The following is an 18,119-nucleotide window of genomic DNA, read 5'->3' on the forward strand; positions in this document are numbered from 1 at the left end:
GCGGTTTTTTTATGCCTGGAGGAAAGCATGGGCGCAGCAGCACAGATCGAGATCCGCGGGGAAAAGGGCGGCAGCAGCAAGCCGAAGTCGCCGACCGAAGCCAACGACAGCCTGCGCTCGACCAACTTGGCCAAGATGCTTATCGCTGTGGGCGAGGGCGAATTCGATAGCGTCCCGACCGACTACGACATTTACCTGGACAACACGCCGATCAAGGACGCGAGCGGGAACATCAACTTCCCGAACGTGAAATGGGACTGGCGCTCGGGCTCTGTCGATCAGTCGTATATTCCGGGTATCCCCTCGGTTGAAAACGAGACCACGTTGAACATCGAGCTGCGCAGCGATACCCCGTGGGTGCGCTCGATCACCAACACCCAGCTGTCGGCCGCGCGCATCAGGTTCGCCTGGCCGGCCCTTCAGCGTCAGGACGACGAAGGGAACGTTGGTGGCTATCGCATCGAATACGCGATTGACGTGGCCACCGATGGTGGCGCCTATCAGCAGGTTCTGCTCGAGGCCGTGGACGGCAAGACCACCACTCGCTATGAGCGGTCCCGCCGCGTCGATCTGCCGCCTGCCACCAGCGGCTGGCTGATTCGCGTGCGCCGGCTGACGCCCAACCAGAACAGCAACAAGGTCGCCGACACCATGCTGATCGCCGGCCTGACCGAGGTGATCGACGCCAAGCTGCGGTACCCGAACACCGCGCTGCTGTATATCGAGTTCGACGCCGAGCAGTTCACCAACATCCCGGCCGTCACCGTGAAGTGCAAGGCGCGCAAGTGGCAGGTGCCGAGCAACTACGATCCCGTGGCCCGCACCTACACCGGTACCTGGGACGGCACCATGAAGCAGGCCTGGACCAATAACCCGGCCTGGATCACCTACGGGGTTTGCACTGAGGACCGCTTCGGTCTGGGCAAGCGCATCAAGCCCTGGATGGTCGACAAGTGGGAGCTGTACCGGATCTCGCAGTACTGCGACCAGAACGTGCCGAACGGCCTCGGCGGCCAGGAGCCGCGCTTCCTCTGCGACATGAACCTGCAGGGCAAGGCCGATGCCTGGTCGCTGCTGCGCGATATCGCCGGCATCTACCGGGGCATGACCTATTGGGCCCAGGGTCAGCTGGTGATGCAGGCCGACATGCCGCGCGCCCAGGACTATGACTATGTCTTCACCCGGGCCAACGTCGTCGATGGGAAGTTCTCCTACGGCAGCGCCTCGGCAAAGACCCGGTACACCCGGGCCCTGGTCAGCTACGACAACCCGGCGAACAACTACGACACCGACGTCATTCCGTTCGCGGACCTGGAGCTGCAGCGCCGCTTTGGCGACAAGCCCACGGAACTGACGGCCATTGGCTGCACCCGTGCCTCGGAGGCACAGCGCCGCGGTAAGTGGGTGATCCTGAGCAACAACCAGGACCGGACCATCAGCTTCAAGACCGGTATGGAAGGCGTGATTCCGTTGCCTGGGCACATCATCCCGGTGGCTGACTCGCTGCTCGCCGGTAGGGCTGTTGGCGGACGGATCTCGGCGTCTGCTGGCCGCGTGGTAACGCTCGACCGCGATACCCAGGCCAAAGCCGGCGATCGGCTGATTATCAACCTACCAGGTGGGCGCGCCGAAGGCCGGACCGTGCAAAGCGTCGCCGGGCGCGCCGTCACGGTGACTACGGCCTACAGCGAGCCGCCATCGCCGCAGTTGCAGTGGGCGCTCGATGCTGACGACCTGGCGATTCCGCTTTACCGAGTGCTGAGCACCAAGCGCACCACCGAGGGTGACTTCGAGATCAGCGCGCTGCAGTACGAGCCCGGCAAGTTCGCTTTCATCGACACCGGCGCTCGCCTCGAGGAGCGGCCGATCAGCGTGATCCCGATCACTGTCGTACCGCCTCCGGCGAGCGTGACCCTGACCTCGAACTATGCGGTCGACCAGGGCATCGCCGTCAGCACCATGAACATCTCCTGGCCAGCCGTGAACGGCGCTGTGGCCTACGACGTGGAGTGGCGCAAGGACAACGGGAACTGGATCAAGCTGCAGCGCACCGGCGCGACCAGCGTGGACGTGACCGGGATTTATGCCGGCGCCTACCTGGCGCGGGTGCGGGCGGTGAGTGCCTTCGATATCTCGTCGATCTGGAAGGCGTCCAACCTGACCCAGCTCAACGGCAAGGAAGGTCTGCCACCGTCGGTGTCGTTCCTGACTACCACCAGCGAGCTGTTCGGGATCGGCATCAAGTGGGGATTCCCGGCCGGCGCCGAGGACACCCAACGGACCGAGATCTGGTATGGACCTGCGAACGACCTTGGCGCCGCCACGAAGCTTGCCGATCTTGCGTACCCGCAGGCCGACTACCGCATGCAGAGCTTGCTGGCAGGCGCAACCTTCTTCTTCTGGGCGCGCCTGGTGGATCGGACCGGCAATATCGGGCCGTTTTATCCGGTCGTGAACGGGGTAATGGGCCAGGCCAGTTCGGAGGCCGGGCCGATCCTCGACATGCTCGCGGGCAAAATCAGCCGCACGGAACTTGGCCAGGACCTGATCTCGGAAATCGACGGCCTGCAGGACCAGATCGACGCACTGGACAACATCCTGCTGTACGACGCCGAGAAGACGTATATCAAGGACGATATCGTCCAGCAGGGGCAGCGGCTGTATCAGGCCCTGCAGGCGGTGCCGCTCAACACGCCACCGCCGAACCCGACCTACTGGCTCGATGTGGGCCAGTCGATCGAGACGGCCAACGGCCTGGCTCAACAGGTGGCGACCAACACCGCCGACATCACCGAGCTGGACGGGGTGGTAACGGCGCAGGCGAACTCCACCAACACGCTCCGCGCGTCCTGGCGGGAAGATGATGGCGCCGGCGATCTGGCCGATGCCATGAAAGGCTGGGACAACACCGCGGCGATCGTTACCGAGGAGAAGGTCCGAGCTTCTGCGATCGAGGCCGAGGCCACTCGCACCACACAGCTGCAGGCCACGGTGGGTGCGAACACTTCGGCGATCCAGGAAACGTCTTCAGCCCTGGCGAACACCAACGGCCAACTGTCCACCATCTGGTCGGTGAAGATGGAGACCACCACCGGCGGCCAGAAGTACGCGGCCTCGTTTGGCCTGGGCCTGCAGGTCGATCCGTCCGGGGTTTCGTCGCAGTTCGTTGTGCGTGCTGACACTTTCATGCTGCTGAACCTGGCCAACGGCACGCCGGTGTCGCCGTTCGCGGTAACCGGCGGCCAGACATTCATCAACTCGGCGTTCATCCAGGACGGCACGATCACCAACGCCAAGATCGGCAACTACATCCAGTCGAACAACTACGTCGCCGGCAGTACCGGGTGGCGGCTGTGGTTTGACGGGACGTTCGAGATCAACAGCGCCCTGGGCGCCGGCGCGCGCCAGGTCATCAATAACAATGGCGGCAAGGTGTTCGATGAGAACGGCGTGAAGCGCTATCAGTGGGGGAACTTGGCCGCATGAGCTATGGCATTCGGATCTGGGGCGCGGATGGTTCGCTCCAGGTCGACGAGAACTCCTTCACCATTCGTGTGGCACTGTCGACGCTGGTCACCTTCGCGGTGGGGGCTCCCAAGAGCAGTCAGGATTTTGCCGTGCCTGGCGTAGGCCCAAGCAACGGAACAGCCATCGTCGTTCCTGTCGGCACCTACGGCGACAGCAACCTGCAGTTTGAAACCGAGGTGCTGAGCGGGGTGGTGCGGGTCTACAACCACACCCGCACCTTTGCTGCCAGCACCACGTCCTCTGGGACTATGCGCTTGATCGTGATGAGGTGGAGCTGATGAGCTATGGAATGCAGTTCACGAACAACGGCGACGTGGTGGCGCTCGACTCGGAGTTCGCACGGCTGATGGTGATCTCCACGGGGCGTTATGCGCCGACGGAGGAGGGTGGGCTTGGCTCAACTACAACCTTCGTTCGGCCTGTCACGTCCCAGGAACCGCCGCTGGTGTTCATCAGGCCTGACACGGTGAATGGCGTTGCTGGCCTCTGCCGGATGCGCCTGACGGGATCTGCGGGGAACTGGACCGGATTCTATGTCCGGGCCTATAGCGCAGACACCGCGCAGCCGAACGGGCGCTACTTCGTTGCGGCCTTCGCGGCTCAGCCAGTGGCGCAGTACGGGGCTCGTCTATGGGATGGTGCCGGGAAGTTGCTATTCGATTCTGGCACCTCCGCGGCGACCTTCACTCGCGCCTTCCAGAACTGGAGCTATGTCAAGGACGACAAGGACCCGCAGGGCCTGACGCGGATCTACTACACCGTGCCGTTCAACTTCCCGCAGAACGAGTTCCTGCTGCTGAACAACTTCGGCATGAACATGACTTCGGGTAGTGGCATTCCTCGGAACCTCTACTGCTGGTGGGACTTCCCGAACAACACGCTGTATGCGATCACGATTTCCTCGGCGAACCCGATCGCCTTCTTCCTCCCGGCGGTCTTCGCCAAGATGAACAACTGAGAACAACCCGATAACCAGCCGGCCATGAGCCGGTTTTTTATTGCCCAACGAAAGGATAAACCCATGGCTTGGCTTCGAGCAGGGACCGTGGCCGTCACGAACGGCTCAACGACGGTTACCGGAACCGGAACTGGTTTTGCTGCAAACACCCGGGTGGGGGATGCGTTCATCGGCCCTGATGGCCGCCAGTACGAGCTGGCAAACGTCGCAAGCGATACGGTGATCTCGATCACCCCGGCTTACCAGGGCGCCACGGCTTCCGGCGCCTCCTACGCGATCATGCCGGTACAGGGTTACCAGAAAGGCCTGGCCGACCAGGTGCGAGACTGGGTGAACACCTATGGCGCGAAAATGGCTGCGCTGGGCACGACCGGCAACTACGATATTTTGCCCTTGGCCAAGGGGGGCACCGGCAATACCACCGGCACCGCGACAAAGCTGGCCGCTGCCGCCATTGTTGGCCCTGTCTCCCAAAGCGGCGGGGTTCCTACCGGCGCGATCATCGAGTCGGGGAATGGGGTGAACGGTCGGTATACGCGCTGGGCAGATGGGACCCAACATTGCTGGATCACCATGAACTACTACACCGCGATCGATGCCCCGCAGATGGGTGTGTATGTGTCTGGATGGATTACCTGGAGTTTCCAGGCTCCCTTCATCGCCCGGCCGAATGTGCTCATCACTGCTCGCGACGACACGTTCCTTTTCGGCTCGAGCGTAAGTGGGACCACTGCGGGGGAGGTCGTGAGGTTTGCATCGGCAACCCCGCTTGCTGCTGGCGCAAAGCTTGCGACTCTTTTTGCCGTTGGGAGGTGGTTCTGATGATTATTAAACTCTGCCCACAGCGCGGCGATGAGCCGTACAACGTTGTGAAGGATGGCAACACGCTGACGATCAACGGGGTTCTTTTCGATTTCTCGAGGATGAAGCCAGGTGACACGCTGCCCGGCGAAGCCGTTGAATCCATGTGGTTCAAGCCCGGCCCGGTCGAGATGATCGACAGTGAGCTGGTGGTCACGCTGCGCTTCCCGTTCCCTGCGAACTTCAGCCAGGAGCAGATGTTTCCGCGCGATCTGATCGCCGTTCAGGACGGGAAGGTTGCATTTCCTGAGCCGCTGCCAGGTGGCGAGCCCGTGGCTGTAGATGACACGTCGACACCATCAGTTGGGCAGATCGATTGGTCACAGCTGATCACCGCAGAAATGAAGGCAGCGGAGGCCCAGTCTGAACGCCTGGCTGAATCTAAGGCGCAACTGGCTGCCAGAAACGCCACGGCCGCGGCGCAGATCGACCGCATCACCGACCGTATCGAAACCCTGGGCTACGGCATCGAGGCCGGCGAAGCCACGCCCGAGGATGAAGCCGAGCAGGCCGCATTGATCGTGAACTTGAAAGGTTGGAAGGCATACAAGTTCGCCCTGGGTAAAGTCACTGCGCAAGCGACCTGGCCGACCACGCCGGTCTGGCCCACGGAACCGCCAATCCCGGAGATTGCAGCAGCGCCAATGCTGGCCGCCGAAGCCGAAGCCGAGTAGCGCAATACCGAATGCAAAGCGCCCGCCTTGAGCGGGCTTTTTTTCGCCTGGAGAAAAGTATGCCGAACACAGAAACGCGCGGGGTGCGCAATAGAAACCCCGGCAACATCGACTACAACCCCGCCAACCAGTGGCAGGGCCAGCTCCCACCCAACCCAGCGCTTGAGAAGCGGTTCGCCAGGTTCGATACACCGGAGAACGGGATCCGAGCCCTGGGCAAGGTGCTGCTTACCTACCAGCGCAAGCACGGGTTGAAGACCGTGAAGGCGATCATCAGTCGCTGGGCACCGGCAGTAGAGAACGACACGGCCGCCTACGTGCGCGCCGTCGAGGCAAGCACTGGCACCCGGCCTGGGGCGGAGATCGACCTGAACCAAGCCCAGGTCATGGCCGGATTCGTCAAAGCGATCATCCATCACGAAAACGCAGGGTACGAATACCCGGCCGACGTGCTGGATGAGGGCGTGCGGCGGGCGCTGGCATGAGCGCGGTACAAAAGCTGGCCGCCCTGATGGCGCTGGCCGGCCTGCTGATCGCCGCCGGCGCCGCATCTGCCTGGAAAGTCCAGGACTGGCGCTATGGCAAGCAACTGGCCGAGCAGGCGCAGCTTCACCAGGATGACCTGGCCGCTATCAGCAGCGCGGCAGCTGCCCAGCAGCGTGCTGAGCAAGACAAACGCCTCGCCCTGGAGCAGCAGCTTCAGGCCAGCGATCAAACCCATCACAGAGCCCTGACCGATGCCCAACGTAATCAAAGCCGCCTGCGTGACCGCCTTGCTACTGCTGACCTGCGGCTGTCAGTCCTACTCGACGCCGAAGACAGTGCTGCCGGCTGCCCAGTGTCTGCCACCCCCGCCACCGGCGGAGTGGTTCATGGAACCGCACGCGCCCGACTTGACCCGGCGCATGCTCAACGAATTGTCGGCATCACCGACGACGGCGACCAAGGACTGATAGCCCTGCAGGCGTGCCAGGCGTATGTACGGGCAATTAATCCGGGTTTGAGTCAATGATTCGCTGAACCTCAAGTTGCTTTGCTCGACGCACCAAGACAGGCTCAAAGCGAGATTCATATATATGCTTTTGCCTTGGTGACATGGAGTCAAAGCCCTGATCAATGACCTGTCTTGCCACTCCCGCCTCATCTGATGCGGGGTCAATCAGACCTTCATCAACGAGATCGTCATACGCGAGGCGCAGCTCTTCATTGCCGTGATCGTTAAGTCCCATTTTCCACCTCATTCCGTTGAGTTTATCTGTCAGCCAATACTGCAGCAGTATCAGCCGTTATTCACGAACGCGCCGCCATGAATCTCGCCGACAGGGTCGATCAAGTGCGCTCCCTGGTTCTTTGTGTTGCCCGCGGCGTGGTCGACCTTGAACCACTCGAACGCTTCGGACGGTTCGCCCTGGTGCATCAGCATCAGCTCGGCCCGCTCCTTGGGTGTCGCCGGGTCAAGCCATTCCCGTGCCAGCTCAGGCGCCAGGACTACTGGCCGCCGATCGTGAATATCGACCATGCCGCCGGCGGAGTCCGCTGTGATGATCACGAAGCCATCGTGCTCCCGAGGTGGCTCATCAGCATGCGGCCAATGGCCAATCGACGCGCACAGGCTGGGCAAGCCATCGCGTCGCCGGATGTAGTAGGGTTGTTTTCCGCCTTCATCTGCCAGCCATTCAAACCATCCGTCTATCGGCGTGATCGCTCTATTTGGCCAGGCAGCCCGGTAATAGGGGTTGTGCGCGACCTTTTCGGAGCGGGCATTGGGTTCGGCTCGATTGGTTGCCCAGTGCGGTTTCCAGGACCACCTGAGCAGGTCAGCATGTAGCGCGCCGTTTTCCATGTGGAGCAGGGCGATCTGCGTTGTTGGCGGCACGTTGTACCGCCCCAGCGGTTGATAGCCGACGGTGTTGACCAGAGCCCCTGGCATGCTGAGGACGGCCACGAATTCGTGAATGCCGCGGTACTGCGCGATACGTCCGCACATGCTCGCCTCCGAAGTGATGGTCCACTTCATTCAACGTAGACCAACGGGCGGTCCGCTCGTCAGCACCCGATTGATGGTCGGGGCACCATGGGTAATATGCTGTGTTTTTATACAGTGTTGAGGCTTGCGATGTACTTCAAGATTGTCCCGATGAGAGATCGAGGGATAGCAAGGTCCTGGGAGGCGATAGGCAGGGATAAGCCGATCCGTGGCGACGTGAATATCCGCCATGAGATGTGCAAGATCATGAACCGTGATAGCAACATAGCGAGGATTCGGCCGGTGATGCCGCTTGATCCTGAGCTGCTTCCACCATTGATTGACGCTTTTCTGTCTGGGATGGCAACCAACGCTTTCACGCTGAGCGGTATCGAAGAGGTAGACGGGTGCCTGTATGCGCAGTCGTGGTACTGCAGGCCGGAGTAGGGGGGATGGTGTTTGGTCGGCAGAACGCCGGAGGAGGGGAAGTACTGTAGGAATATACAACGCTAAGTTCTTGATTCTTATAGGCTGATATGCTGACTTTTTGTCTTGCCTAAATCATATATTTTTCTTTGTATATCAGTAGGTTGCGTTGATTTTGTGGTCACCTTGACATGGTGGGGGTCGTTGGTTCGAGTCCAATCGCGCCTACCAAACAAAATCCGCTCTGCTGGGCGGTTTGGAAGGGCCCACCGAAAGGTGGGCCCTTTTTTGTTGTCTGCGGTTTTTCAAAGCCTTGGCAAAGCTTTTGTAAAACCCTACCACTCAAAAGGCCAAATCGGCACCCACCTCCAGGTACACGATCTTTTTTTCGGTGTGCCCCTAGTGTTTCGTCATCTTCTCGTCGACATGACCACCAAGAGGCTGGATATATTCCTGTGGGAATTTCTGCTGTTCGTACCGCAATGCTCCTCAGGTATGAATCTCATGAGGAGCAGGGGCTCACCGGCGGGAATGTGGTCATACGTATGCGCAGCATCCCTGTTGCTGCTGACCACCAAGGTCAAGTGCGTCGGCGTGGAGACCGCTGATCTTAAGAGAAGAATCTAATACTTTAGGAATCGTCCTACAGTCTAAAATTGTTCTAGCTGATAGAACCTTCCTTCTGATATTCACGAGGGAATGGAACGTGTTGAGATTGTTGGGTTGGATGCTGCTGTGTTCATAGCAGTTCACATTCGTGCATGCCGCGCCCGGTAGCAATTACTTCAATATCCCTGACTGGTCGGGTGACCAGGAATCATGTCCTTCGCCACGAGATATCAAGGGCAAGATGGGGGGGAGCGCGCCAGCTAAAAGTGAGGGTGCTGAATGGGTAGGTGTGTTGGTGGATGGTGTCATGGAAGCCGTTACCAACTTCGAGAAAAGCTACTTTGTGCTGACTCACCAAGGTGTCGATAAAGTTGGTTTTATAAATAGCTATATCTATGTGACCTCCGGGGGTAGATATTTGAATATGCATCTTGATCTCGGTGGCAATTACAAACAGGTCATGTGGATTGGGAGCTCGTTGTCATGGAAAGAGTCCCGAGATTTCTCCTCATCTATAATCCTGGAATGCACTGATACCTATAGAGATGCATGCAGTTTTTACTTGAGGTAAATGTCTCTGTTTGTGTGGATAGGCTTTGCCGTTCTTTGAGTCGCCGACATGCTTCCTCCCTCCAGGCGATGCCGTTGTCTTTTTGGCATCCTTAATGCTTACGTATTTAATGACATTTTTGTGACATTTTTAAGTCGATTGCGGTCTGTATGTACGTTCCCTGTGCAATGCGGGCAGGGCGTGGTCGGGTAGGGTGCAGGTATGAAGAGCAGAGCGACGGTTATTTGTGCACACGGAGGGCACATTCTTTTTGTACGCAAGGATCGCTCCAAATGGTCTTTACCGGGTGGCAAGGTCGAGCCTGGGGAGTCTCTCGCTGCTGCCGCGATACGTGAGTTGCGGGAAGAGACAGGGTTGGATGCCAGTGAGCCTCTTTATATCCTGGAGTTCGAAGCTGGCAATGTGCGGCATCACGTGTTCGAGGTGGCCGTGGCCAATGCCGGGGATGCCCGTCCCTTGAATGAAATTGCGGCCGTCGCTTGGCATGCCTATGGGGCTGCCAGCGAGCTGGATGCAACGGCCGCTACCAAAAATATTGTGAGTTCGTTTTTACGTCGTCTTTAACCGAGGTGTTATCGATTCATGAAGAAGCCCGCCTTGTGCGGGCTTTTGCTTTTGCAGCCAGTGGGCGAAATGGTTGGCGAGCGGTTTTCTCGCAGCCGAGTGCCAATCGCTTGCCATGTGAGTGGTACAGTCGCGTTTTCACGGCGAGGTAGCATGATGCGGGTGTTGATGGCGGTAATGGTCGCGGCGTTGCTGGCGGGATGTGCCGGCTCGGTGATGAATGAGGCGCGTTCGAAGAGCCCCTACAAGGTGCTCTCGTCGGCCAAGTCGGAGCAGATCGTGGCGCAGTGTGTGCAGTTTGCCTGGCAGGACGAAGCTGTGTTCGGTGTGGATGCGTCGGCCTATCTGGAGTCTGCCAAGGTGGGTGGATACACGGTCTATACCCGTTCGGCGGAGTCTTTTACCGATATTCGGGGACAGGCTTCGGGTACCACCGTCAGTTATTACGCGACCCAGGACAACTGGGTTGCCAAGCGTAGACTGGCAGCATTGGCGACTTGCCTGTAATTCCTTTCTGAACATTATCCAGTAAGCAGATCATGGACCCGGCTTTTGTCGGGTTTATGCTTTCTTGGGGATACTCATTGGTTGTCCTGAACGGTTAGTTAACACAAGGCTAGTTGAATTCGTTCTTTTATTTGCTTGTGTAAGTTATTTGCCTTCTCTCTGTAGGTTTGCGCTGTAATTATTTTCTGATGTCCCGGCTTTGTTGAGGTGCGACAATTGGCTTGGCATTCTGTGCGCGGGAGTCAGTAGACAAAATATTAATTTTGACTAGTTTAAAAGTTCTCCTCAAGAAGGAGTTTTATTTCATCGATGGAGTGAAGAATCATGAATAAACCATTAGTTCAACTGAAGCACGGGCGTGTCCTGTCTCCCTCCAGTCGTGGCGCTGTCGCCGTCGAGCTGGGGCTGCTCGGCATCTGGCAGGTCAACGAGATGGAAGGTGGCAAAAACTTCCCGGACCTAGTGGGTGGACCTTTCCAGAAACCATACGAGAGCGATGTCGCCAGCGTTGTGCCACCGGCTGATGGGCATATCCTCAGCGGCGGCAAGACCGACGAGCGTGATTGCCTCAACTTCACCAATGAAGAAATGTCGAAGAAGCTTGGCCGTGCATTCTCCTGGCCGTTGCTCAACGTCGACCCGGGGCAGGTGTTCCAGGTCAAGTGGGAGTACACCGCTTCTCATGTGACCCGCGGCTACAGCTGGTTCATCACCAAAGATGGCTGGGATCCGAAACAGCGTATCAGCCGTGCGCAACTGGAGCCGCAAGCCTTTTTCAAGGACTTCTATACGCAAGTTCCCTTTGACCAACACGGCGATGAACTGAAGGCCAAGGTCGAACATCAAGTGACCCTGCCCAGGAACAAGAAAGGCCATCACGTGATTGTGCTGGCGTGGATTGTCGCCGACACCGGCAATGCGTTCTATCAGGCATTCGACGTCGACTTCAAATAACGGCAGAAGTCGTCACTCTCTTTAAATGGTTCTGAAGGATTAGAACGTGAACAAGAATGAACAACCACTGGCCGCCGAGATCATTCGCCTGGTAGAAACCTATGGTTTCGACGGCCTGGACATCGACCTCGAACAGAGCGCCATCGATTTTGCCGACAACAAGACCGTGTTGCCGGCGGCGCTGAAGCTGGTGAAGGATCACTACGCAGGCGAGGGCAAGCATTTCATCATCAGCATGGCACCGGAGTTTCCCTACCTCGCCGCAGACGGTAAATATGTCGGTTACATCCAGGCACTGGAGGGCTATTACGACTTCATCGCGCCGCAGTACTACAACCAGGGTGGTGACGGTGTATGGGTTCAGGAAGCCAATGGAGGACAGGGTGCCTGGATCGCCCAGCACAATGATGAGATGAAGGAAGACTTTCTGTTTTATCTGACTGAAAGTCTGGTTACTGGTACTCGCGGATTTACCTCTATCCCCGCCGACAAATTCGTGATCGGTTTACCAACCAACGTCGACGCGGCGGCGACCGGGTACGTTATCGATCCTGCGGCAGTGAGCAATGCCTTCAAGCGTCTGGATGCTGCCGGCTTGCCAATCAAGGGCCTGATGACCTGGTCGGTCAACTGGGATAACGGCCTCAACAAGTACGGCGTCCGTTACGACTGGGAGTTCCGTGATCGGTATGCGCCGCTGATCCATGGCGGTGGTGGCGGCGAGGAGCGCCCCTCAGCCCCAGGTAACCTGTTCTCTCCGACACAGACGGAAAACAGCGTGACCTTGAACTGGAGCGCTGCCCACGGCGTTCGTCCGATCGAGTTCTATACGCTATTCCGCGATGGCGAGCCGGTGGCCCAGACCGCCTCGCTGACCTTGAAAGACGAGGGTCTGAAAACCGATACGCTGTACAGCTACTTTGTCAGCGCCACGGACGTTCAGGGCAATCAGTCGTTGCCAAGCAGCAACCTGAACATCAAGACCGCCGGTGGTGTACCTGACCCGCAATACCCGGAATGGCTGTTGAACCATCACTACCGCAAGGATGACGGTGTGACTTATCAAGGCAGTCTGTATCTGTGCCTCCAGGAGCACACCTCGAATGCCGGCTGGACTCCGGATGTCGCCTTTACCCTTTGGGCCAAGGTGGCGGTTCAGCGTCGTGCGTGAGCACTGGTAGAGGCAGTACAAAGGCGCCCCGATGACGGGCGCCTTTTTTGTTGGGCACTGAGCACAGCAAAGCTGCGGGTTATGGGCTAATACTGACAGGCCGTTTTTTGTCATCCGTCAATGGAGAGTGGAGCGATGCTCATGCACTGGTTTCTCGCAGCCGTACACCTGTTGGCCTTTGCTGTCGCCTTTGCGGCGGTGCTCAATCGTGGTACGGCGTTGCGTCGCGTGGTCACCGAGGGGGCGGACGTGCGCCGGGCGCTGCTGGCCGATAACGGCTGGGGGCTGGCCGCGGCAGTGTTATTGATTACGGGTTTGTTGCGGGCCTTCGCCGGCTACGAAAAAGGTACGGATTACTACCTGCATCAGCCGCTGTTTCACATCAAGATGACCTTGTTCGTCATCATCCTGTTGCTCGAAATATTGCCGATGGTGGTGCTGATCAAATGGCGAATCGCCCTGGGGCGCGGGGCGTCGATCGATACCGGCCGCGCCACGTTGTTTGCGCGCATCAGCCACCTGCAGGCGCTGCTGATTGTGCTGATGGTGGTGGCGGCCAGCGGCATGGCGCGTGGAGTCATGCTCGGCCAGTCATGAGGCGAGCAAGGGCAGCGAGTCAAGCGTTCTCGGGCTCGATACGGGCTGTTGCGCGGTAGCGAGCACCGCGCGTTCTAGCAGAGTTGGCTGAAAGCCTTGCTAATGGTGGCCCGGTTGGTTTTGAACTCGGCCTGTTGCACGGGAATGATGCCGAACTCGTCGCTGACGATGGCCAGCGCACGGTGCAGGTAGTCGACGTTGGCCTGGGAACGGAAGGTGAATATTCCGCGTTTGACTTCGTAGAGCCCCTCCGTCGAGCAGGCGGCAATGGTCCGCATTGCATTCAGGTCGTTGGTGATCAGAAGGTAAGCGAACTCTTGCATATGACCGCTCCTTGTTCGTAAAGCGTCTGCCGGTGGCAAGGGGGGAGCCTCGGCAGGCTCGCGGAGGCGGTAGGTCTTGAAATTACTCCTCCTGTTCGTTGCCACGCTACTGAGTATTTATACAAAAACGAGGGAGGGCTTTCTCCCGGCCGCGTCGTATCGACAGATTGCCGGGATGGAGCGCTATCGGTGGAGGGCTTGGGTAACGCACTTTGCCAGGGCTGGCGCTGGCGGCCTGAACTGCGCCGCTGCCATTTGAAGAGGGGAATGTACTGCGGAGGAATCAATCAACGACGACGCTGCGCCAGCCATTGTGATGAGACAAAGGGCTGGTCGCTCATGATGCTCAAGGGGTTTCGCGTTTGTCCGGGGCGGTGAGGCCGGCTTGGATCCGTTGGTAGATTTCTTCGCGATGGACTGCAACGTCTTTCGGGGCATTGATGCCAATCCGGACTTGCTGGCCGCTAACGCCCAGAATGGTGATCGTGATGTCGTCACCGATATTTATGCTTTCACCGACTTTGCGGGTGAGTATCAGCATGATCTTCTCCTTGATTGCTTTGTAGGGCACCTGATTCAGACAGTGCAGATGTCGGTAGTAGTGCGTATAGATTACTGCGAAGTACCACTGTGTGGGTGCCTCTTTCTGACGCGCAGACGCGGTATTAATTCCCGAGCTGCAACTATACAGAGGCGATAAATATCATTCTCCTTGTTTTGCGCTGATTTTGTGGCGTTTGCGCAGGGGATTGGGGTGCTAAAATCGCCGCCTCAGACTTTCAAGGGGTAGGTTGTGCGCACAGTAGCGATGATGATGGCGGTCCTGGCATTGGCGGGATGCGGTGAGGGCAAGAAGGTCGAGGTCGACAAGAAGGTGGCGCCGGTCGTCCAGGCACAGCCGCCGCAGGCCGCCACGAAACCGCAATGGGATGTGCTGGTCGTCGGCACCCTGCCTCAGGCGACGAGCGATCTGGCCGGCTGGCTGATCGAACACGGGATCATTTCCTATGTCGTCGTCGAAAAGGGCAAGGATCGGGTGCTGATCGGTCCGTTCGATTCCCAGGCCGAAGCCGAAGCCAAGAAAGCCGAACTGGTCGAGAAGCTGACCAAGGCCAAGAAGCGCAATATCGAACCGCAAGTGATCGAGCACCGCGTCGCGCAGTAAGCCGCTCTTCTGAGTGCCGGGCCAGGTCGTCGCTGCGGCGTTGGGCGACCGGCCTTGTCGGCGCTCGGTTATCTTGAAGGGGCTGGCCCCAGGCGTTTATCGGCAAGCTGAACGGGGATCAGCCGCAGGCGTTCAGGTTCACCGGGCCGACAAACTCGTTGCCGCGCCCCATCACACAGGCCACGCTCTGATTGCGCTGGCGCTCCCAGGGTTGTACCGGATAGGTCTTGTTCCAGGCTTCGTACAGCTGGCGATCCTGTTTCGACAGGCGCAGGTTGTACTGCTTGCTCATATAAAAGTAGGTCCGGGCGATCATGCCGCGAATGGACGGGCGCGGCATGACCTTCTTGGCCTTGAAGTCGACCTGGGTCAGGCATGAACCGTACTGGCCGGACTGCGCTGGCAGCCACCCGAAGCTGAAGTTGTTACGGTCGCCATTGACCTCGCCGATGCTCGGCACCAGGTTGTGCAGGTCCGCTTCGGCGCGTTGATAGATCGGGTCGTGGCGAGTGCAGTTCTTGCGCCCGCCTTGCTGCCAGCATTGGCGTTGATGGCCGATCTGCCAGGCAGGAACTATGTGTTCCCACTCGATGCGCGCGGCGCGGTTGGCATTCTTGCGTGGTACGTAACCGCAGGCGGCGAGGTTGACCCGATTGCCGCTGTACTTGCAGCCGCAGTAGAACTCGGTGGATTGCGGGGCGTACAGCTTCCAGGCGATTTTCTTCGCTTCGTTGAAGGTGCGGGGCGCATCGGCGTGGGCATTCAGGGCAACACAAAACAGCAGTACAGCAAAACAGCGGACACTCATCGACTCAGTCTTCCTTCGGCACGACCCAGAAAATCTGCACGCCGCCGTCATCGCGATAGGCGAGGGTGACGTTGTCGTTCTCGGCGATTTCTTCGAGCAGGCGCTCCCACTCGTCGACCGCTTCGTCGGGCTGACGGAAGATCAGGGCGGCCTTGGTTTTTTGCGCGTTGGGCGAATTGATGATTTTCTGAACGCGCAAACCGAGGCGTTCATAAGAGCTTGGTGGGGTAGTTGCTGCGGCGAGCACGGAACATTCCTTATTAAGCTGTATGCGCGTACAGTATTTTACTGTAGGAAATTTCGCAACCGCTTAAAATTCAAGAAGTTCTTCTGACAGCGATATCCGCGGATTGCTGCAAAACGATTGAGTTTTTTATCGGCGGGAAAGGAAGAGAGTCGGCCAGCTGGGGCGGAGCACTCGCCCGGGGCGGGCGAGTGCGGGGTAGAGCGGTGCCCGACCTGAGCAGGTCGGGCGGGTCAATCAGTATTCCCAGAACATCCGCTGCAGTTCCTTGCTGTCCTGGGTCTTGGTCAGGGCGACCATGGCCAGGATGCGGGCTTTCTGCGGATTCAGGTCGTTGGCCACGACCCAGTCGTATTTGTCGTCAGGCTGTTCCGCGTTGCGCAGCACGAAGCCGCCGGCATTGACGTGGGACGAACGAATGATTTGCACGCCATTCTTGCGCAGCTCTTGCAGGGCAGGCACTACGCGGGAAGACACCGAGCCATTGCCGGTACCGGCGTGGATGATGGCTTTGGCGCCGGACTGGGCCAGGGCCTTGTAGGCGGTGTCGCTCACGTTGCCATAGCCATAGGCGATTTCGACGTCAGGCAGGCTCTTGATGGTCTTGATGTCGAATTCCGAATCCAGGGTGTGACGCTTGGCCGGCAGGCGGAACCAGTAGGATTTGCCTTCCACCACCATGCCCAGCGGGCCCCATGGGCTCTTGAAGGCTTCGGTCTTGATATTGATCATTTTGCTGACGTCGCGACCCGACTGGATCTCGTCGTTCATGGTGACCAGCACGCCCTTGCCATGGGCTTCCTTGCTGCCGGCCACGGCGACGGCGTTGTACAGGTTGAGCATGCCGTCGGCCGACATGGCGGTGCCTGGACGCATGGAGCCGACCACTACGATGGGCTTGTCGGTTTTTTCCACCAGGTTCAGGAAATAAGCGGTTTCTTCCAGGGTGTCGGTGCCGTGGGTGATGACAATGCCATCGACGTCCTTGCTGTCGGCCAGTTCGGCGACGCGGCGGCCCAGTTGCAGCAGGTTTTCGTTGGTGATGCTTTCAGAGGCGATCTGCATGACCTGTTCGCCGCGCACGTTGGCGACCTGGCTCAGCTCGGGGATTCCGGCGATCAACTGCTCGATGCCGACTTTGGCGGCCTGGTAGGTGGCGCTATTGGCGGCACTGGCACCGGCGCCGGCAATGGTGCCGCCGGTGGCGAGCACGACCACGTTGGCCAGCTTCTGTTGGGTTTCGACTTCCTTGGCCTGCAATGCAGTCGGAAGGAGCAAGAGGAGGGCCAAGGCGCCCGGAACAAGGGTGTTGAAAGCAGATTTCATTATTTTCTCTCTAGTAGTGAGACGGTGCTGGTGCAGGTTCATCTAGATACACCCGAGACAGATCTGAATGCCGCGGGCGAAAAGGAAGAGCAGGATCTGTACCAGCCGGACTGTGGCCGCAAAACTCTTTTAACTTAATGATTTATATCAATTTATTTTTATTTACCAGGTGCACGGGGCGTTTTGCTGTCCGGTTTTCCGAATAGTCGGAAGATTCGCGTTCGGTTGTCCGACAGTTCTGATTGGCATGAGGAAAACCCTGAATTAAAGAGCTGCTCCTTGCAGCCGATGCCCTTCAAGGATCGTTTCTTTATGGAGCTCACATGTCTATTTCTGTCGGTTTCCCTGCTGCCGGGGCCATCACCATCAACGGTAAATCGCCGGCCACTATCGATGCCCTGAGCCAGGGCGCCGCTGATAACGCTGCGCAAGCCCTGGGGCTGGACGAAGACGGAAAACTGCGGGTGGCGTCCGGTGCCGAAGCCGAGAAGGCCGAGACTCAAGACTCCGAAGGGGGCAATCAGAGTCTGGTGGTGAAAATGCTGCTCAAGCGCATGAAAGAACTGCAGGCGCAATTGCAGGAGCAACAGCAGCAGTTGGCCGCAGCACAGACGGCGAGCTACCCGACCCCGGAAGCCAAGGCGACTGTGGTGATGGCGATTCAAGGCCAGATCGCCGATACCAGCGGTGCGTTGCAGGAGGTGGTGGGCAATCTGGTCAAGGAGTTGAGCAAGGATTCTTCGTCGGGCGCGGGCGGGCTGGTCAGCACCACCGCATGATTGCGCGATGTTCTGGCGGGGCGCCTGTCCTGGCGTTCCGCGGTGCTCATGGGCGCTGGCTTTCCCGTTGACAAATCCCGGCAGGGTT

22 protein-coding genes, 1 tRNA gene and 1 pseudogene are annotated in these 18,119 nt (G+C 58.8%); 17 read left to right on the forward strand and 7 right to left on the reverse strand.

Annotated elements, in window-relative coordinates; all coding sequences use genetic code 11:
- The first annotated feature begins 27 nt into the window (after window positions 1–27).
- From H0I86_RS10635 to H0I86_RS10665, 7 genes are all read left to right on the forward strand, one after another.
- Entirely contained in the window at window positions 28–3,486 is a 3,459-nt protein-coding gene (locus H0I86_RS10635; protein WP_180924970.1) for a TipJ family phage tail tip protein, read from the forward strand.
- Window positions 3,483–3,806 (forward strand): hypothetical protein, encoded by a 324-nt coding sequence (locus tag H0I86_RS10640; RefSeq protein WP_258019423.1) that lies wholly within the window; start codon window positions 3,483–3,485, stop codon window positions 3,804–3,806. The genes H0I86_RS10635 and H0I86_RS10640 overlap by 4 nt, the downstream gene beginning before the upstream one ends.
- On the forward strand, window positions 3,806–4,486 hold the full coding sequence (locus tag H0I86_RS10645; protein ID WP_180924971.1) for a hypothetical protein: 681 nt from the start codon (window positions 3,806–3,808) through the stop codon (window positions 4,484–4,486). The genes H0I86_RS10640 and H0I86_RS10645 overlap by 1 nt, the downstream gene beginning before the upstream one ends.
- Before the next feature lie 63 nt (window positions 4,487–4,549).
- Window positions 4,550–5,308 carry a phage tail protein gene (locus H0I86_RS32470; protein WP_180924972.1) on the forward strand — a complete coding sequence of 253 codons (759 nt, stop codon included), beginning with the start codon at window positions 4,550–4,552 and terminating at the stop codon, window positions 5,306–5,308.
- 380 nt (window positions 5,309–5,688) lie between these two features.
- Window positions 5,689–6,021, forward strand: coding sequence for a phage tail protein (locus H0I86_RS32100; protein WP_258019456.1), 333 nt, complete (start codon window positions 5,689–5,691; stop codon window positions 6,019–6,021).
- A 59-nt stretch (window positions 6,022–6,080) separates the two neighbouring features.
- Entirely contained in the window at window positions 6,081–6,506 is a 426-nt protein-coding gene (locus tag H0I86_RS10660; protein ID WP_180924974.1) for a structural protein, read from the forward strand.
- Window positions 6,503–7,033 (forward strand): lysis system spanin subunit, encoded by a 531-nt coding sequence (locus tag H0I86_RS10665; RefSeq protein WP_180924975.1) that lies wholly within the window; start codon window positions 6,503–6,505, stop codon window positions 7,031–7,033. Before H0I86_RS10660 ends, H0I86_RS10665 begins: the two co-directional genes overlap by 4 nt.
- Here H0I86_RS10665 and H0I86_RS10670 read toward each other — a convergent pair.
- Together H0I86_RS10670 and H0I86_RS10675 are read right to left on the reverse strand one after the other, a co-directional pair.
- On the reverse strand, window positions 7,011–7,250 hold the full coding sequence (locus tag H0I86_RS10670) for a hypothetical protein (protein ID WP_028682510.1): 240 nt from the start codon (window positions 7,248–7,250) through the stop codon (window positions 7,011–7,013). The two genes, H0I86_RS10665 and H0I86_RS10670, sit on opposite strands and share 23 nt — an antisense overlap.
- A 50-nt stretch (window positions 7,251–7,300) precedes the next feature.
- Entirely contained in the window at window positions 7,301–8,008 is a 708-nt protein-coding gene (locus tag H0I86_RS10675; RefSeq protein WP_180925818.1) for an SOS response-associated peptidase, read from the reverse strand.
- Between the two features lie 87 nt (window positions 8,009–8,095).
- On the opposite strand from H0I86_RS10675, the gene H0I86_RS10680 reads away from it, so the two are divergent.
- The 8 genes and pseudogenes from H0I86_RS10680 (at window position 8,096) to H0I86_RS10715 (ending at window position 13,386) form a co-directional block, all read left to right on the forward strand.
- The gene (locus H0I86_RS10680; protein WP_258019424.1) at window positions 8,096–8,434 is read left to right on the forward strand and encodes a hypothetical protein; all 339 of its coding nucleotides are present in this window, start codon (window positions 8,096–8,098) and stop codon (window positions 8,432–8,434) included.
- 140 nt (window positions 8,435–8,574) lie between these two features.
- Window positions 8,575–8,644: transfer RNA gene (locus H0I86_RS10685), tRNA-OTHER, on the forward strand.
- Window positions 8,645–9,263: 619 nt separating this feature from the next.
- Window positions 9,264–9,593, forward strand: a complete 330-nt coding sequence (locus H0I86_RS32475; protein ID WP_373369424.1) for a DUF3757 domain-containing protein — start codon at window positions 9,264–9,266, stop codon at window positions 9,591–9,593.
- Between the two features lie 201 nt (window positions 9,594–9,794).
- Window positions 9,795–10,157 carry an NUDIX hydrolase gene (locus H0I86_RS10695; RefSeq protein WP_180924977.1) on the forward strand — a complete coding sequence of 121 codons (363 nt, stop codon included), beginning with the start codon at window positions 9,795–9,797 and terminating at the stop codon, window positions 10,155–10,157.
- Window positions 10,158–10,313: 156 nt separating this feature from the next.
- The gene (locus tag H0I86_RS10700; protein ID WP_180925820.1) at window positions 10,314–10,664 is read left to right on the forward strand and encodes a hypothetical protein; all 351 of its coding nucleotides are present in this window, start codon (window positions 10,314–10,316) and stop codon (window positions 10,662–10,664) included.
- A gap of 324 nt (window positions 10,665–10,988) precedes the next feature.
- Entirely contained in the window at window positions 10,989–11,618 is a 630-nt protein-coding gene (locus H0I86_RS10705) for a lytic polysaccharide monooxygenase auxiliary activity family 9 protein (RefSeq protein WP_180924978.1), read from the forward strand.
- A gap of 55 nt (window positions 11,619–11,673) precedes the next feature.
- Window positions 11,674–12,789: pseudogene (locus H0I86_RS32350) on the forward strand (carbohydrate-binding protein); the annotation flags it as partial.
- 135 nt (window positions 12,790–12,924) lie between these two features.
- Window positions 12,925–13,386 carry a DUF2214 family protein gene (locus H0I86_RS10715; RefSeq protein WP_180924979.1) on the forward strand — a complete coding sequence of 154 codons (462 nt, stop codon included), beginning with the start codon at window positions 12,925–12,927 and terminating at the stop codon, window positions 13,384–13,386.
- A 74-nt stretch (window positions 13,387–13,460) separates the two neighbouring features.
- Here the strand turns inward: H0I86_RS10715 and H0I86_RS10720 are convergent, their stop codons facing one another.
- A complete protein-coding gene (locus H0I86_RS10720; RefSeq protein WP_009048117.1) occupies window positions 13,461–13,709 on the reverse strand; it encodes a hypothetical protein in 249 nt (82 codons plus the stop codon).
- 346 nt (window positions 13,710–14,055) lie between these two features.
- Window positions 14,056–14,250 (reverse strand): carbon storage regulator CsrA, encoded by a 195-nt coding sequence (gene csrA, locus H0I86_RS10725; RefSeq protein ID WP_007920550.1) that lies wholly within the window; start codon window positions 14,248–14,250, stop codon window positions 14,056–14,058.
- A 267-nt stretch (window positions 14,251–14,517) separates the two neighbouring features.
- Between csrA and H0I86_RS10730 the strand changes: the two genes are divergently transcribed.
- Window positions 14,518–14,874: an SPOR domain-containing protein gene (locus tag H0I86_RS10730; protein ID WP_180925821.1), complete on the forward strand. Its 357-nt coding sequence runs from the start codon at window positions 14,518–14,520 to the stop codon at window positions 14,872–14,874.
- A 118-nt stretch (window positions 14,875–14,992) separates the two neighbouring features.
- On the opposite strand, the gene H0I86_RS10735 is transcribed toward H0I86_RS10730, so the two are convergent.
- The 3 genes from H0I86_RS10735 to H0I86_RS10745 all read right to left on the reverse strand — a co-directional run bounded on the left by H0I86_RS10735 (window position 14,993) and on the right by H0I86_RS10745 (window position 17,252).
- The gene (locus H0I86_RS10735) at window positions 14,993–15,682 is read right to left on the reverse strand and encodes an endonuclease (RefSeq protein WP_180924980.1); all 690 of its coding nucleotides are present in this window, start codon (window positions 15,680–15,682) and stop codon (window positions 14,993–14,995) included.
- Window positions 15,683–15,686: 4 nt separating this feature from the next.
- Entirely contained in the window at window positions 15,687–15,929 is a 243-nt protein-coding gene (locus H0I86_RS10740) for a DUF1654 domain-containing protein (RefSeq protein ID WP_180924981.1), read from the reverse strand.
- Between the two features lie 234 nt (window positions 15,930–16,163).
- A complete protein-coding gene (locus H0I86_RS10745) occupies window positions 16,164–17,252 on the reverse strand; it encodes an asparaginase (RefSeq protein WP_062823040.1) in 1,089 nt (362 codons plus the stop codon).
- Window positions 17,253–17,575: 323 nt separating this feature from the next.
- Between H0I86_RS10745 and H0I86_RS10750 the strand changes: the two genes are divergently transcribed.
- Window positions 17,576–18,031 (forward strand): hypothetical protein, encoded by a 456-nt coding sequence (locus tag H0I86_RS10750; protein WP_180924982.1) that lies wholly within the window; start codon window positions 17,576–17,578, stop codon window positions 18,029–18,031.
- Window positions 18,032–18,119: the final 88 nt, after the last annotated feature.

Origin of the sequence: Pseudomonas chlororaphis subsp. aurantiaca (assembly GCF_013466605.1) — a bacterium.
Classification (GTDB): Bacteria; Pseudomonadota; Gammaproteobacteria; order Pseudomonadales; family Pseudomonadaceae; genus Aquipseudomonas; species Aquipseudomonas chlororaphis_I.

Coding starts and splice junctions, on each gene's coding strand:
- H0I86_RS10675 (WP_180925818.1), bottom strand. CDS start 8,008: ATGTGCGGACGTATCGCGCAGTACCGCGGCATTCACGAATTCGTGGCC.
- H0I86_RS10670 (WP_028682510.1), bottom strand. CDS start 7,250: ATGGGACTTAACGATCACGGCAATGAAGAGCTGCGCCTCGCGTATGAC.
- H0I86_RS10730 (WP_180925821.1), top strand. CDS start 14,518: ATGATGATGGCGGTCCTGGCATTGGCGGGATGCGGTGAGGGCAAGAAG.
- H0I86_RS32470 (WP_180924972.1), top strand. CDS start 4,550: ATGGCTTGGCTTCGAGCAGGGACCGTGGCCGTCACGAACGGCTCAACG.
- H0I86_RS10715 (WP_180924979.1), top strand. CDS start 12,925: ATGCTCATGCACTGGTTTCTCGCAGCCGTACACCTGTTGGCCTTTGCT.
- H0I86_RS10645 (WP_180924971.1), top strand. CDS start 3,806: ATGAGCTATGGAATGCAGTTCACGAACAACGGCGACGTGGTGGCGCTC.
- H0I86_RS10665 (WP_180924975.1), top strand. CDS start 6,503: ATGAGCGCGGTACAAAAGCTGGCCGCCCTGATGGCGCTGGCCGGCCTG.
- H0I86_RS10735 (WP_180924980.1), bottom strand. CDS start 15,682: ATGAGTGTCCGCTGTTTTGCTGTACTGCTGTTTTGTGTTGCCCTGAAT.
- H0I86_RS10700 (WP_180925820.1), top strand. CDS start 10,314: ATGCGGGTGTTGATGGCGGTAATGGTCGCGGCGTTGCTGGCGGGATGT.
- H0I86_RS10640 (WP_258019423.1), top strand. CDS start 3,483: ATGAGCTATGGCATTCGGATCTGGGGCGCGGATGGTTCGCTCCAGGTC.
- H0I86_RS10705 (WP_180924978.1), top strand. CDS start 10,989: ATGAATAAACCATTAGTTCAACTGAAGCACGGGCGTGTCCTGTCTCCC.
- H0I86_RS10745 (WP_062823040.1), bottom strand. CDS start 17,252: ATGAAATCTGCTTTCAACACCCTTGTTCCGGGCGCCTTGGCCCTCCTC.
- H0I86_RS10680 (WP_258019424.1), top strand. CDS start 8,096: ATGGGTAATATGCTGTGTTTTTATACAGTGTTGAGGCTTGCGATGTAC.
- H0I86_RS10695 (WP_180924977.1), top strand. CDS start 9,795: ATGAAGAGCAGAGCGACGGTTATTTGTGCACACGGAGGGCACATTCTT.
- H0I86_RS32100 (WP_258019456.1), top strand. CDS start 5,689: ATGAAGGCAGCGGAGGCCCAGTCTGAACGCCTGGCTGAATCTAAGGCG.
- H0I86_RS32475 (WP_373369424.1), top strand. CDS start 9,264: ATGGGGGGGAGCGCGCCAGCTAAAAGTGAGGGTGCTGAATGGGTAGGT.
- csrA (WP_007920550.1), bottom strand. CDS start 14,250: ATGCTGATACTCACCCGCAAAGTCGGTGAAAGCATAAATATCGGTGAC.
- H0I86_RS10635 (WP_180924970.1), top strand. CDS start 28: ATGGGCGCAGCAGCACAGATCGAGATCCGCGGGGAAAAGGGCGGCAGC.
- H0I86_RS10750 (WP_180924982.1), top strand. CDS start 17,576: ATGTCTATTTCTGTCGGTTTCCCTGCTGCCGGGGCCATCACCATCAAC.
- H0I86_RS10720 (WP_009048117.1), bottom strand. CDS start 13,709: ATGCAAGAGTTCGCTTACCTTCTGATCACCAACGACCTGAATGCAATG.
- H0I86_RS10660 (WP_180924974.1), top strand. CDS start 6,081: ATGCCGAACACAGAAACGCGCGGGGTGCGCAATAGAAACCCCGGCAAC.